The organism is Clostridium merdae (assembly GCF_900176635.1).
In the GTDB taxonomy this organism is placed as follows: Bacteria; Bacillota; Clostridia; order Oscillospirales; family Acutalibacteraceae; genus Faecalispora; species Faecalispora merdae.
This window is the reverse complement of record NZ_FXLN01000004.1, coordinates 1,102,219-1,116,101: the sequence shown is the minus strand read 5'-3', so window position 1 is coordinate 1,116,101 and position 13,883 is coordinate 1,102,219. Positions and strand designations below refer to the sequence as shown.

The 13,883-nt window shown below is 45.5% G+C and carries 19 protein-coding genes; all 19 read left to right on the top strand.

Features of this window, described 5'->3' with window-relative positions; translation table 11 throughout:
- Nucleotides 1-14: 14 nt before the first annotated feature.
- Complete coding sequence (locus tag CAN90_RS11000) at nt 15-743, top strand: hypothetical protein (RefSeq protein ID WP_085833865.1); 729 nt, start codon at nt 15-17, stop codon at nt 741-743.
- Between the two features lie 56 nt (nt 744-799).
- Nucleotides 800-1,414: a hypothetical protein gene (locus CAN90_RS10995; RefSeq protein WP_085833864.1), complete on the top strand. Its 615-nt coding sequence runs from the start codon at nt 800-802 to the stop codon at nt 1,412-1,414.
- Complete coding sequence (locus CAN90_RS10990; protein ID WP_085833863.1) at nt 1,411-2,181, top strand: PD-(D/E)XK nuclease-like domain-containing protein; 771 nt, start codon at nt 1,411-1,413, stop codon at nt 2,179-2,181. Before CAN90_RS10995 ends, CAN90_RS10990 begins: the two co-directional genes overlap by 4 nt.
- A gap of 56 nt (nt 2,182-2,237) precedes the next feature.
- On the top strand, nt 2,238-2,489 hold the full coding sequence (locus CAN90_RS13615) for a hypothetical protein (protein ID WP_085833862.1): 252 nt from the start codon (nt 2,238-2,240) through the stop codon (nt 2,487-2,489).
- Between the two features lie 460 nt (nt 2,490-2,949).
- Nucleotides 2,950-3,390, top strand: a complete 441-nt coding sequence (locus CAN90_RS10980) for a hypothetical protein (protein WP_085833861.1) — start codon at nt 2,950-2,952, stop codon at nt 3,388-3,390.
- On the top strand, nt 3,384-3,821 hold the full coding sequence (locus tag CAN90_RS10975) for a single-stranded DNA-binding protein (RefSeq protein WP_085833860.1): 438 nt from the start codon (nt 3,384-3,386) through the stop codon (nt 3,819-3,821). The genes CAN90_RS10980 and CAN90_RS10975 overlap by 7 nt, the downstream gene beginning before the upstream one ends.
- A 3-nt stretch (nt 3,822-3,824) precedes the next feature.
- Nucleotides 3,825-4,331, top strand: a complete 507-nt coding sequence (locus CAN90_RS10970; RefSeq protein WP_085833859.1) for a CHC2 zinc finger domain-containing protein — start codon at nt 3,825-3,827, stop codon at nt 4,329-4,331.
- A gap of 12 nt (nt 4,332-4,343) precedes the next feature.
- On the top strand, nt 4,344-6,242 hold the full coding sequence (locus CAN90_RS10965; protein ID WP_085833858.1) for a DUF927 domain-containing protein: 1,899 nt from the start codon (nt 4,344-4,346) through the stop codon (nt 6,240-6,242).
- Between the two features lie 299 nt (nt 6,243-6,541).
- Nucleotides 6,542-8,062 carry a DEAD/DEAH box helicase gene (locus CAN90_RS10960; protein WP_085833857.1) on the top strand — a complete coding sequence of 507 codons (1,521 nt, stop codon included), beginning with the start codon at nt 6,542-6,544 and terminating at the stop codon, nt 8,060-8,062.
- Complete coding sequence (locus CAN90_RS13610) at nt 8,059-8,223, top strand: hypothetical protein (protein WP_159450375.1); 165 nt, start codon at nt 8,059-8,061, stop codon at nt 8,221-8,223. Before CAN90_RS10960 ends, CAN90_RS13610 begins: the two co-directional genes overlap by 4 nt.
- Nucleotides 8,220-8,591 (top strand): VRR-NUC domain-containing protein, encoded by a 372-nt coding sequence (locus CAN90_RS10955; protein ID WP_085833856.1) that lies wholly within the window; start codon nt 8,220-8,222, stop codon nt 8,589-8,591. Before CAN90_RS13610 ends, CAN90_RS10955 begins: the two co-directional genes overlap by 4 nt.
- Nucleotides 8,588-8,911: a hypothetical protein gene (locus tag CAN90_RS10950; RefSeq protein ID WP_085833855.1), complete on the top strand. Its 324-nt coding sequence runs from the start codon at nt 8,588-8,590 to the stop codon at nt 8,909-8,911. The genes CAN90_RS10955 and CAN90_RS10950 overlap by 4 nt, the downstream gene beginning before the upstream one ends.
- Nucleotides 8,908-9,348 (top strand): DUF3850 domain-containing protein, encoded by a 441-nt coding sequence (locus CAN90_RS10945; protein WP_085833854.1) that lies wholly within the window; start codon nt 8,908-8,910, stop codon nt 9,346-9,348. Before CAN90_RS10950 ends, CAN90_RS10945 begins: the two co-directional genes overlap by 4 nt.
- Nucleotides 9,349-9,350: 2 nt before the next feature.
- The gene (locus tag CAN90_RS10940; protein ID WP_085833853.1) at nt 9,351-9,803 is read left to right on the top strand and encodes a hypothetical protein; all 453 of its coding nucleotides are present in this window, start codon (nt 9,351-9,353) and stop codon (nt 9,801-9,803) included.
- Nucleotides 9,804-9,903: 100 nt separating this feature from the next.
- Complete coding sequence (locus CAN90_RS10935; protein ID WP_085833852.1) at nt 9,904-10,638, top strand: DNA-methyltransferase; 735 nt, start codon at nt 9,904-9,906, stop codon at nt 10,636-10,638.
- Nucleotides 10,639-10,699: 61 nt separating this feature from the next.
- Complete coding sequence (locus CAN90_RS10930; protein WP_085833851.1) at nt 10,700-11,263, top strand: hypothetical protein; 564 nt, start codon at nt 10,700-10,702, stop codon at nt 11,261-11,263.
- A gap of 153 nt (nt 11,264-11,416) precedes the next feature.
- Nucleotides 11,417-11,758 (top strand): HNH endonuclease, encoded by a 342-nt coding sequence (locus CAN90_RS10925; protein WP_085833850.1) that lies wholly within the window; start codon nt 11,417-11,419, stop codon nt 11,756-11,758.
- A 125-nt stretch (nt 11,759-11,883) separates the two neighbouring features.
- The gene (locus CAN90_RS10920) at nt 11,884-12,225 is read left to right on the top strand and encodes a P27 family phage terminase small subunit (protein WP_085833849.1); all 342 of its coding nucleotides are present in this window, start codon (nt 11,884-11,886) and stop codon (nt 12,223-12,225) included.
- Nucleotides 12,212-13,870 carry a terminase large subunit domain-containing protein gene (locus CAN90_RS10915; RefSeq protein WP_242953636.1) on the top strand — a complete coding sequence of 553 codons (1,659 nt, stop codon included), beginning with the start codon at nt 12,212-12,214 and terminating at the stop codon, nt 13,868-13,870. Before CAN90_RS10920 ends, CAN90_RS10915 begins: the two co-directional genes overlap by 14 nt.
- Nucleotides 13,871-13,883: the final 13 nt, after the last annotated feature.

Sequence of the window (13,883 nt, the reverse complement as noted above, 5' to 3'; positions counted from 1 at the left end):
AGGAGGTTTCTATTATGGATATGACAAGAGATTTTTTGAACGGAATATTGGATAACGCTGCTCCCCACGAGATTGATTATGCCGGGCGAAAGTTTGTAGATAGGCATATGGATGCTTTGCCACAGACCGTTACAGCTTCTGCTCTTAACACCAGTACCCTCACATCTATTGTCGACTACATAACAAGTCAAGCGGATGCCGAAGCGTTGCAGTGCGCTGGTAAGTTCATCGTGCATGTTGTGGGTCACGATTGTGTGAAACTATACAAGGAACTGAATGCTGACAAGAAGCGTGATTCGTTGATTTCTGCCAGCATTGACGGTTGCAAGTTTCAGTTCGGACAGTTTATGAGCGTAGAACAGTTTATCATCAATCTTCAGGCCCTGTTCGTTCAGGATGATAATACGGCAAAATTGCTGAAATTTATCAGCTCCGTCAAGGATGACACAAGTGTCCAGCAGAAGGACGATGGCGTAACGCAGAAGATTGTTGCAAACAGCGGTGTATCGCTCGCAGTAAGTGCTACTGTACCGAATCCGGTAGACCTGCGCCCCTACCGTACATTCGCGGAAATTGAGCAGCCTGAGAGTGCATTTGTATTCCGCGTTCGCAAGGATGAACGCTATGGTGTAACGGCAGCACTCTTCGAAGCGGACGGCGCAGCTTGGAAGAATGAGGCAATCCTCGAAATAAAGGATTTCTTAAAGAGTAGTTTGCCAGAAGACGTAATCATTTTGGCGTAAGAAAAAACGAACGGCGGCGGGCAAAACCGCCGCCGAGATTTTAAGGAGGAATCCAAATGGATGAATTGGCCCCTATCACACAATCTGGTGCTTTGAGTGCCTTTACCGATAAAGAATCCTTTAACCAGCTTGCCCGCGCTGCGGCAGCCTTTGCTAAGACCTCTATCGTACCGGATAATTACCGAGGCAAACCAGAAGATTGCATGGTCGCAATCGATATGGCAAACCGCATGGGGGTTTCCCCACTAATGGTCATGCAGAATCTGTATGTTGTCAAAGGTAAGCCCTCTTGGAGTGGGCAGGCCTGCATGAGCCTGATTCAAGGCTGCGGAAAGTTTCACGACGTTCGCCCGGTTTATACCGGCACCGTTGGTGCAGAAGATCGTGCTTGCCATGTTGAGGCAATACGGATTTCAAACGGGGAACTTGTTCAAGGCGTCGAGGTCAGCATGCAGATGGCAAAGGCCGAAGGCTGGACGTCAAATGCCAAGTGGCGCAATATGCCGGAGTTGATGCTCGCATACCGTGCGGCTGCGTTCTTCGCCCGGGTACATTGCCCTGAAAGGCTCATGGGCGTTTATGTTGAGGGTGAGGCTGATGATATTCAGCCGGACAAGCGTGTAATTGCAGATCCCCTTGCCCCGGTTGGAGAGGACGGTGAGCTGATATGATTTTAACCGCAGAAAACTATTTCAGCCCCCAAAACCAGCTCACCTACATGGGCGCCTCACAGTTCAAATCTTTCCTTGCTTGCCCCGCTGCAGCACTCGCTGAAATCCGTGGCGAATACCGGCAGGAAGAAACGACCGCCTTACTGGTCGGCTCCTACGTTGACGCTTATTTTGAGGGAACGCTTGATTTCTTCAAAGCGCAGCACCCGGCAATATTTAAAAAAGACGGCGGCCTAAAATCCGAATATGTACAGGCTGAGCAAATTATCCAGCGCATCGAGCGTGACCCTATGATGATGCGGTACATGGCAGGAGAAAAGCAGGTTATCATGACCGGCGAAATCGCTGGTGTGCCGTTCAAAATTAAAATCGATAGTTTCCACCCCGGCAAAGCAATTGTTGACCAGAAGATTATGAAAGACCTTGAAGACATCTGGAGCCCCACAGAAGGGCGCCGTGTCCCGTATTGGCTCAATTGGGGCTATGACTACCAAGGCGCTATTTACCGTGAAATTGTCCGGCAGAACACTGGCGACACGCTACCGTTTATGATTGCGGCCGCTACAAAACAAAAAACAACCCGGCTACAAATTGGCCAGATTGTTCCGGAGCGACTGGACTATTGTCTGGATATTATAAAGCACGAAGCACCCCGATTCGCTGCCATTAAACGCGGAGAAATTGAACCAGAGCAGTGCGAGGAATGCGATTACTGCGCAGAAAAAGCTGTGTTGAGTAACATCGTTGAGTATCGGGAGGGCGCGTGATGGATAGATTGACCGCACCATAATGGAGCGATCGACACTATCACGTGTAAGCGAACGTGTATCCAAAACGCAAAGACATGGAGCCGGCTTTTCAAAAAATCGTTGATAGGCTGGGGCGATACGAAGACACTGGGTTAGCCCCAGAACAAATCAATGCTGCATTCCTTGCAAAGCAGAATTCGAAAAAGTTGACTGCATACCTGCCGTTTGGCCTGATGGGCAGGATAGGCTCAAACTGTTTTGCCCAGTTTGCCATTAAGACATTTCATCGAATGAAAAATACTGCTCTAAATGCGGTCAAAAATTAGATTGGCGCGAAAAAAATGTGCTCTAAGGCTATGACACCTCAGAGCACGGGATTATTGCTTAGGCTTAGTATGTACATGGAACCCGAAAATCTTCAAATCGACAATCGTTTCAGAATTGCATTGTTTTAAGACTAACTTAATAGCGGAATAACAAAAAGTTAGTATCAATGCAATTGCTAGTAATTCCCAAATACCGAACCTTGAAATAGTGAAAAAAGCAATTTTAACCGTAATTAAAATTACCCCCTTATTGATATTTACCGTTAACATTGGTAAGATGCCGGCCCTAGTGGGCGGAACTATAGGTAATAACACCTAAAGGACGGAATATCATATAAGACTATTTCATGGAATATTATACCACTTTCACTTTAACATATCTATAAAAATTAAAAAGAATGGCAAAAAAAGTGGATAAAATGCGCAAAATCAAGAGCTGCATTAGATTGGAGTGAAAACAATGGATGAATTGATAATGAAATGCGACCTCAATTTGCTTAATGATCGCATAAATAATCTTAGCGTTGGACTTACGACGATGCCCGAAAACGGCACTATGCAAGCCAACAAAACGTTCCTACTGGCAATCCAAAATTATATGTGCGAATTATTAAGGGTGCGGCGTGAAATGGATAACCGCAGCGCCGCCCCGGAAAACAAGCCGCTGACGCTGGAACAGCTCCGGCAGATGGAGGGGGAACCGGTGTGGACGGTAACTCGTGGTTTAGAGAGTTCAGGCCGGTGGGAACTAATAGAATTTTCAAAATGTGATTTTAAGGGCAGAGAGGTTATTACATTAGCCAACATCGACGAGGGACAATATGACGGGTTTGCTGACACATACGGCAAAACGTGGCTGGCCTACGCCCGCAAGCCGGAGCAGGAGGTCTCCTCATGCTAAACGCATCGGTACTTATGGGGCGCCTGGTTGCAGACCCTGAGCTGCGGCACACATCCAGCGACATAGCCGTCACCAGCTTTACGATTGCGGTTGACCGTGACTATCAAAAGGCCGGCGCTGAACGCCAGGCGGATTTTATTGATATTATCGCATGGCGTTCTTCCGCGGAATTCGTATGCAAATACTTCCGCAAAGGACAGCTAATTGCAGTTCAGGGCTCAATTCAAACTCGCATGTATCAGGACAAGGACGGAAACAAGCGTAAGGCTTTTGAAATTGTGGCAGATAAGGTGAGTTTCTGCGGGAACAAATCCGATAGTACCGAAAAGGGACAAGGGCGCAGCTACCAAACCGCTACATCGGCGCCGAACATAAACCCAGATCCGGGGGATTTTCAGGAGATTCCCACGGACGATGATTTACCTTTCTAAGCAATGTATGGTGACATTTTTTCACAAATTAAATCTTCCCTCACCATGGCAGATGTCGTGGAACATTACGGCTTTGAGGTCAAGCGCGGTGTGATGCTCTGCCCTTTCCATAGCGATTCGCACCCATCTTTAAAAGTCTATCCCGGTTCCCGTGGCTGGCACTGCTTTGTTTGTGATGCGGGTGGCTCAGTAATTGACTTTGTAGCCAAGTTGTTTCACCTCAACGCCCGGCAGGCCGCTATCCGGCTGGACAATGATTTCCGACTGGGACTGTCCACCGAAAAGCCTGACCGGCGCGAGGTTGACCGGTGGGTTCGGGAACAGCGAGAGAAGCAGGCTGTTCTCGACGCCTACCGCGCCGAATATGACGCAAAATGCCGCGAGGCATACCTGATTCGCTCTATGCAGAAGCCGCCGCCCGAGAGCCCATTGTGGGGCGAATATGCGGCACTGATGGGGCGGCTGGATTATTTAGATAACTATTATTTCATTCAAAATCACTGGAGGTGACGGGCATCACAAATGGATAATCAAGAATTAAAAATTTCCGCACCTCAACCTGAGTACACGCAGGATGATTTTTTAAACGGAACGGCTCCGTTTGAAAACGTTTACGCTCTGCATAATAACCCATTTCAGGAAAAACGAGCAATCGCACTAATGAGTGTAGTTGCAAAGTCAGTAGGAGTAAGTGGGTTCAAAGCTCTGTATCAAGATTATGTACGCTCTTTGAAAACCTTGTCATGTGTTGATGCCGAAAATGTTTCGCAGTTTGCAGATCAACCAATAGATCTTGATACCGGCGAATGGAAAGCGGATGAATCTGGTGTTTGGAAATACGCGTCGCAGGGTGGAGTTGAAGTTGCCTGCACCCATCCAATTTTGCCGATAAAGCGACTGCGAAACATTGATACTGGCGAGTTGAAGGTCACGTTGGCCTTTCGCCGCGGGATGAGAAGCAAAAAAGCCTGGACGGAAATCACCACAGATTTTAATACAGTTTCCAATTCTAAAAATATTACTTCTCTATCTCAAATAGGGATATCGGTTACGTCTGGAAAGAGGTCTCAGAATCTCGTGGACTACATAGCGGATACCTTAGATAAGAATTACGACCTTATTCCAGAATTTAAGAGCACATCTCGTATGGGCTGGAATGAGGAAGGTTTTTCCCCCTATGTAGATGAGGTTGTTTTTGATGGAAATCCCGGATTTGAAAAGATTTTTAAATCCATTAGGCAGGTCGGAAAATATGACGTTTGGCTAAAAGAGGCTATTTCTGTACGAAAATACAGCGTAACTGCAAAGATTGTTCTTGCAGCGGCGTTTGCATCTACTTTAATTGAACCATGCGGCGTACTTCCTTTTTTTGTCCACTTGTGGGGCATGGATTCTGCAACCGGAAAAAGCGTGGCACAAATGGTAGCTGCGTCCGTGTGGGCAGAGCCAACCGTGGGCGGAGATTATTTCAAAACCTTTAAAAGTACATCAGTGGGATTTGAGGTTATCGCCGGGTTTCTGAATTCCATTCCAGTTGTGATCGATGAGCTTCAACTTGCAAAAGATTCCAAAGGCAAAGTGATATTTAATGTCTATGAGCTGGCGTCCGGTTCTGGCAAGCTGCGCTCTAATAAAACGCTAGGAATCGCCGCAGCCCTCACCTGGGCGAATTGCTTCATCACGTCCGGAGAAACGCCTCTCACGTCTGAAAATGACGGTGCGGGTGCTGTGAACCGTGTGATTGAGATTGAGTGTAAAGCCGAAAACAAAGTGATTGAAAACGGGCACAAAACAGCAGGAATCTTAAAAGCGAACTACGGTTTTGCCGGTATGCACTTTGTTCAGATGCTTTCAGACCCCAAGTCTATTGATGAAGTAAAGCAGCTATATGAGCAGTTCTACACTGACTGCATGAACAATAATACCACCGAAAAGCAGGCCATGGCAGCAGCGATTCTCGTAACAGCAGATACGCTTGCCACACGCTGGATTTTTAAGGATGGACAAGCTTTGACGGTAAGCGAAATGGCTGAGTTTCTCAAAAGCAAGGAAGCTGTATCTGCGGCAGATCGCGGCTATCAGTATATGTGTGACTGGGTTTCTCAAAATGGAAACAAATTTCATGGTGCTTCTGACAACACGGATACTTACGGACTGATCGTAAATGAAGGCGAAGATGCCGGGTGGGTCTATATTATTCGCTCGGTGTTTAACAAAGCTTGTTCAGATGCTCAGATCAATGCAAGAGCCTTGCTTGGAAATCTACGCACACGAAAATTGATTCAGACAAAAGAGAAAGGGTTCACGAGGTCCAAACGGATTAATAACGTGCGGACGGATTGCGTTGTCATGAAGCTTCCTGATGATGACCGTGAGATCACCGCGGACGATGATCTTCCTTTCGATAATTCACTTTTATAGGCGCGGCACTCGTTCCGCGAAAAGTTCCGCGTTAAAAAGTTAGGCGAAATGCGGCCTGAAACGGTGCTGCGGAACCGCGGAACCTGCGGAACCGGAAAATGCACATATATAAGAGAGAAAAAAGAAACATCTAAAATCGTTTGTATATTCTCGCTCTCTTATAGAGAAGTTGCGAAAAAGTTCCGCGGTTCCGCACTAGCCTTGCAACCCGCATAAACACTGAGATTTTAGCGCGGAACATATAGTTCCGCAACGTTCCGCAAGTATATGAAAATCCCACAAAAGGAGGTTATAAATCTTTGAAAGAAATTAAACTACGTGATTATCAGCGCGAATGTACTGATATCATCAATAACATAGACCCCGGAGCATATCTCATTCAGATGGCAACGGGACTCGGAAAGACTGTTACATTTGCAAATGTTCAACGGAAAGGCAAAATGCTGATTCTTTCGCACCGCGAAGAGCTGGTACGGCAACCGCTGAAATATTTTGATTGCTTGACTGGTGTTGAAATGGCAGGTAATCACGCTTCACCAATGGATGAAGTTGTTTCCGCATCGGTTCAGACCATGACACATCGCTTGGAACGGTTTGCACCGAATGAATTCGATATTATCGTTTGCGATGAAGCGCATCACAGTGCCGCGAGAACGTACCGCAGAATATTCGATTACTTTACTCCGCGTCTACTTCTCGGCTTCACTGCCACGCCCAATCGCTCGGATAATGCCAAGTTGAACGATGTGTACAGCGACATCATTTTCCAACGTGATCTCAAGTGGGGTATCAAAAACGGTTTTCTCTCCGACATCTATTGCCGGCGGGTAAATATCGGATATGACCTGAGGGGAGTGCATTCTCGTGGTGGAGATTACGCACCGGGTGAGCTTGAAAAGGCGATGGACGGCACCGCGGACGCCATTGCAGAAACATATCGTACTATGGCATCCGGTGCTACTCTGGTATTTGCTGTGTCGGTTCAGCATGCGAATGATATCGCAGCAAAAATTCCGGGTGCTGTGGTGGTAACTGGAGAAACAAAAGACCGAGCAAGCCTTATTCAAGCGTTCACTGACGGGAAAATCCCGTGTATTGTTAACTGCATGGTATTTACCGAGGGAACCGATATTCCCCGTGTAGAAACGGTAATTGTAGCGCGGCCCACACAATCAGATAGTTTATACACACAGATGGTTGGACGTGGCTTGAGGTTATATCCTGGTAAAGAACGGCTCAATCTGATTGATTGCGTTGGCGTGTCTGGTAAGGCTTCTCTCTGCACGGCACCGTCACTACTCGGCATTGACCTGAAAGATGTGCCGGAACGCCGACTATCTGAAATGGATGGCCTACTCTTTAAACTACCTGAGAAGATAGAACGTGCCGCAGATTGCCCTGAGAGCTGGATTAAGAACATTCAGATTGTTGACCTGTGGGCACAGGAGCAGAAATATAACACCCATGGCGTGAACTTCTTTAAGATGCCTGACGGCTCTATGGCGTGCAGTCTAATGAACCGCGAGAAGATAGCAATTCCTTGCCAAGATGAATTGGGACGCGTTCTTTTCAATGGCCGCCTGATGCCGATGCAAAGTGCTCTGGACTTTGCATACATCAAACTGACTACAAATTACAAAGACCAGGAATATATCTGGAATCTTGAAAAGGCCAAGCATTGGGGGAAGGCTCCTGCCAGTGATAAACAGCTCCAGCTGATCCAACGCCGGTGCAAAGGGTTTGACCCGGCCGGGCTGACAAAGCTGCAGGCCAGTCAGATTTTGAACCGGGTCATGAGTGGAGGGAGGCGGTCGGCATGAGCAAAGAACGTATTCATATCACAAAACCCGATGACCGCGAGTCTGTAATTGTTATCCTTGCCCGGAATGGTTATACCGTCCGACAAGGCCGCGAAAAAGACCACGGAACTGGTAAAACAGTCGCTTTTGTCGAGTATTGGAAAGGAGCTGATGAGGCGTGACTGAAGCACAACATCAAACCTGCGTATTTAAATGGGCTGCACAGCCTTCTATTCGCTCAAAATGGCCTTGCCTGAAATTACTCCACCACGTTCCAAACGGCGGTAAACGCGACAAGATAGAGGCAGCACACATGAAGCAACAGGGTGTAAAGCGTGGAATACCCGATCTCGATCTTCCTGTCGCCCGCGGTAAATATCATGGCTTGCGCATCGAAATGAAGGATGACACGGGGCGTACATCGATTGAACAAGACTGGTGGCTCGGTGAACTCCGGGAGCAGGGTTATTTCTGCGAGGTATGCCATGGGTGGGAATCAGCCGTTCGCGTTTTGGAGTGGTATCTTGGTCTTGGAGAGTTCCGGCTATGACCCCCGAGCAAATTGAGCGCTCCGCAATGCATAATGACGATCTTCCCGCCGGTCTTACTCAGCCCGAGCAATTCCTTTACATGTCGTTCCGGTGTCTGTACTCCAGCTACCGAGCCGGGACGATTACCCGGGAGCAGGCACAGTCAGAGAAGCACGAGCTGCTATCTGAATACGATAAGGCAATGCGATTGCATGAGATATTTAAGGACACCTGCCAAGCACAGGTAAAGCTTGGAGGCTTATCAAAAGAGGTTGAGCAAGGTGATTGCGAGAGGTGCAAAAAGATTATGAGGATATTGGATGGGAGGGAAAGGTTATGACCCATTATCTTAAAATTCTGCCGGAGTATTTCAAGGACGTGGAATTCGGCACTAAAACATTCGAGCTGCGTCGAAACGACCGTGATTATCATCCTGACGATATGCTGGTGCTACAGGAATGGACATTTGAAGGAGGATACACAGGCCGGGAGCTTACACGGTATGTGCCGTATGTGCTATATGGGCCAGTGCTTGGTTTGGACCTTGACTGGTGCATTTTATCTTTGCAGAGAGTGGATGTAGCGACTAATAATCTAATTACCAATGTAAGTAAACAAGAAGCTTCAAAAATCATAGCCAAGTATTCGCCTCACGGCCTATTTTGGTGTATCGATGGAAGTAAATTTATAGGAATAGACAACTCCACTGGTGATGCGTGGACTGAGGAATTTGAAACTTTTAAACAATGTGAATCTTGGTTATTAAGGGGGTATTAGAAGTGACCAAAAAAGAACTATCTCAGCTGCGCGATTTAAAGCGTGAGATTCAGCTGCTAAAAGAGCAGCGCGCAGAAATCCGAAATAATATGCGCAGTATGAAAACACCAAACTGTGTGGAAGCATCGAGCAAATACCCGCCGTACCAAAAGCATAGCGTTACGGTTTGTGGAGTTCCTCCTACCGAAACCGCGGCATTTAACGATGAAGATGCCCGACTTCAAAAAATCAAGTTGGCAATTGCGGAACGTGAGCGCCGGCGCCAAGAGGAATACGACAAGCTTGACCGGTTTATCGAAAGTATTGAGGACAGCGAAATTCGACAGATAATTATGCTGTACTACATACAGGACCTAACATGGCAACAGACAGCATTTAAAATCGGGCACCACGACGAGCAGTATCCTAGAAGAAAAATTGACAGATTCTTAAATTGTACGAAATGTACGTATTAGATACTGTAAAATAATATTATGGGAATTTTGTATCAAACGCTTGGCGCATAGCCGGGCGTTTTTTCATACCTTTGTGCGGGTCCTATGAAAGGAGCCGTATATGAACTACACCAATAAAATATTTAATATGGACTGCCTGTCCGGTATGAGTATGTATCCGGATAAAAGTATCGATATGATACTTTGCGATTTACCGTATGGTATTACGGACTGCAGATGGGACAGCTTGCTTCCATTTGACCAGCTGTGGCAGCAGTATCTACGCATCATCAAGGACAACGGGGCTATTGTTTTAACAGCATGCCAGCCATTTACCACAAGATTAATCAGTAGCCAACCGAAGTTATTCCGGTATTGCTGGTACTGGAAGAAAAATATGATAACCGGGTTCGCGAACGCAAAAAGGCAGCCGCTACGATGTGTAGAAGAAGTTTGTGTTTTCTATAAGCATTTACCCACGTACAACCCGCAGGGAATCATCGTACTGGATAAGCCTATTATACAACGGGGGAAAAAGGCACCAGCGCATGGTGATTTTGTTTATGCAGCAGACGGTAGCTTATCTCACGATACAGAAACCTGTGTTGTACATTATCCACGCCAGCTACTGGAAGTAAAATGCGAGAGAGGTCTTCATCCAACGCAAAAGCCAGTTGCTTTATTTGAATACCTCATCCGAACATACACTAATCCAGGCGACCTTGTGCTGGATAACTGCATGGGCAGCGGCACAACGGCAGTCGCTTGTATCAATTCTGGCCGCAATTATACCGGGTTTGAGTGGGATAAGCAGCATTTTCAGACGGCTACACGTAGAATAAAAGCGTATAATTAATATGTTGACTTTATAAATATTTAGTTTTAGTATAAGGTTAATAAATTGTAGGAGCCAAAAGATGAAAAATAAATATTATTGGCCTTATCATACAGCCATAGATATTCTACCTATATTGATTGTTGCATCGTGTATATTAGGGACCATTGTGACAAAGGCATCTGCAGAAAAAGGGAATTACTACTCAGTATATTTTTTCCCTTTGCTTTTTTTTGTAATACCTGGCACTATATTGATTACTCTTCTTTTGACTTTTGTTAAAGTAACGGAAAATGAAATTATCTTCTTCAAACATGGTTTCTTACGCCGCAAAATCAAATTCTGCGATGTTACAGAATGGGGCTTATATATAAAATATGGAGGAAACGGAAGAACCGTAAGCCTTTTATATATCACGTCAATTCCTATTTCTGAGTTAAAATCCGGAAAAGTTATTAATAAAAAAGCTTTGAGGCATAAAAACAAGCGAAATTTTATCATTCTTGGATATGATGATAAGAGACTAATAACTTTTCTGATAGAGAACTTCCCCAAAAATTATAATAAGGAATTTTTATATGAAAAATCCGATTATTTAGGTATAGTTGATGAAAGTAAAAATCCATTGTTTAGGAATCTCCGCTAATAGTTAAGGGCGCCCTATGAGGCGTCCTTTTTCATACCCAATTAAAGGAGGTGACAGTAGTGAAGTGCATTATTTGCCCATGGAACGATTACCACAAGGCGGGTGTGCCGTACTGCATGCTGCCAAGGTGTTTATATCAGGAGAAGAATCCAAATGACAGAAAAATACATCCGCCAGCTAATAGCAACAGGACGTATACATGAATTTTACGTATCTCCACCGTGGCGCAAACTACGCCGAGAAGTATTGAAAGAAGATAATAACGACTGTCAGATATGCAAGAGCAAAGGAAAGTATGCACGAGCTAACCACGTGCATCATGTTAACTATGTGCGGTTGCATCCAGAGCTAGCGTTGAGCAAAACATATGTGGATGGCAAAGGACAAACCAAACGTAATCTTATAAGCGTATGTCATACTTGCCATGAAACAGTATGTCATCCGGAGAGGTTGAGAAAATCAAAGCCCGAACCATGGGCGGAGGATTGGAGTTGATTTATGTGATTATTGTAAAGGTACCCCCGGTCAAATAAAACGTAGTTTAATCTGGACGGCGTTACTCGGGTGGGTTGGTGACAAATGATATTTACCTCGCGCACATAACGGAGGGGGTGGTATAAGTGGTAAATGAAGCAACACAAAAACATCTCAACTCGGAACTATACTCAGAAATCAAAACCGATCTGCTTGACCAGCTCGACCGCAATGGAACAACCGGAAAATATTACGTTGATCTGGTTTGTGATTACATGGATTTGTGGATTACAAAAAGCTTGCTGGTTGAGGACATCCAAGAACGCGGTGTCAGCGTCGAGTATGATAACGGCGGCGGGCAGAAAGGCCGGAAGAAAAACGATAGCGTTGAGCAACGAATCAAGGTGAACGCCCAAATGTTGAAACTGCTGTCTGAATTGGGAATAAAGCCAACGCAGACAGGCGGTGATGGAGATGACGAAATGTAAGTGCATAGATGAATATATGCAAGCTGTGCGCTCTGGAAAAATCAAAGCGTCTAAAGAACTGCATCAAGCTATGGATTACATCGACCGCAAGCTTTCCCCTCCTGCCGACGTGCGAATTGACACTGGTAAAACTGAAAAAGCGATTGAACTCATTGAACGCTACTTTGAAATGACGCTCCTACCGTGGGAGCGTTTTATTATTGCCTTGGTACATTGCTACTATCGGCAGAACGACACGGTAGTTTTCGGTGAGTTTTTTATCATGATGGGTCGTGGCAACGGTAAGAACGGTTTTATCTCTGGCCTTGCGTGGTATCTCACTACCAAGTATCACGGTGTAAAGGGGTATAACGTAGATATCATCGCCAACAGCGAAGATCAGGCCGAAACTTCTTTTAACGACATTTACACTATGCTTGAGGATACTTGGGTAAAGTCGAAGAAATTCTTTTACAAATCCAAAGAGGAAATCCGAAATCTTAATACCCGGTCATATATCAGATACAACACGTCCAACGCCCGCACGAAAGACGGTAAGCGTTCGGCATGTTTAATTTTTGATGAAGAGCATGAGTATGAAAATTCGAAAACTATTGGTGTATTTCAGTCTGGCTTCGGTAAGCGTAAGCACAGCCGAATTTTCAAAATTACTACAAACGGCTATATACGCGATGGCGTACTAGATGAAGATTTGCGGCTTGCAAATGATGTGTTGGACGGTACAATCCCCAATAGCAGACTTTGCCCTCTTATTTTTAAAATGGACTCTTATGAAGAGTGTAATAACCCGGATTTGTGGGAAAAGTCTTGTCCGTCTATCAATTACTTTCCTGAACTCAAAATGCAAATGGATCAGGAGTTTATCGATAAAGATTATAAAAATCAGGTTCGGTTGGATTTTTACACTAAGCGAATGAACTTACCTCTAAGCGGGGAAGAAACCCCGGTCACGGAAGAAGAAAACGTAAAAGCCACAAACAAACCTATACCAGACTTGACCGGAAAAAACTGCATCGTCAGTATTGACTATGCGGCAATCAATGACTTTGCAAGTGCAAACCTGCATTTTAAAGTTGACGGTAAGCGATATGATATCAATCACTCTTGGTTGTGCCTGCACTCTAAAGACCTTAATCGCCTAAAAATTCCTTGGCAAGATTGGGCAGAAAAGGGCTGGCTTACGCAGGTTGATGAAAAAGAGATTAACCCGGATTTGATTGCTGAATGGATAGCAGAGCAGGCGCGGAAGTATAACATCAAAAAGCTGGCGTTGGATAACAACCGCTACGCCGTGGTGACTCGCTCTTTGCGTGCTGTTGGTTTTGACCGTGACGTTTATAAAAACGTTGTGTGTATCAGGCCTAATGACATCATGCGTACAATCCCTGTGATTGAGAGCGCATTTACAAATCAATCGTTTGTGTGGGGTGATTATCCTCCGTTACGCTGGGCGGTACGCAATACCAAAAAAGAAGCGCGAGGGCGCAAAGAGGGTACAGATACCGGGAATTTCTACTATGCTAAAATCGAATCGAAATCCAGAAAAACAGACCCGTGGATGGCGGTCGTACACGGAATGTGCGTTGAGAGTGTCTTGGAAGAAAATGAATCTACCTATGACGACATTCCGGTGATTATAGGATGAAAGGGGTGATGAA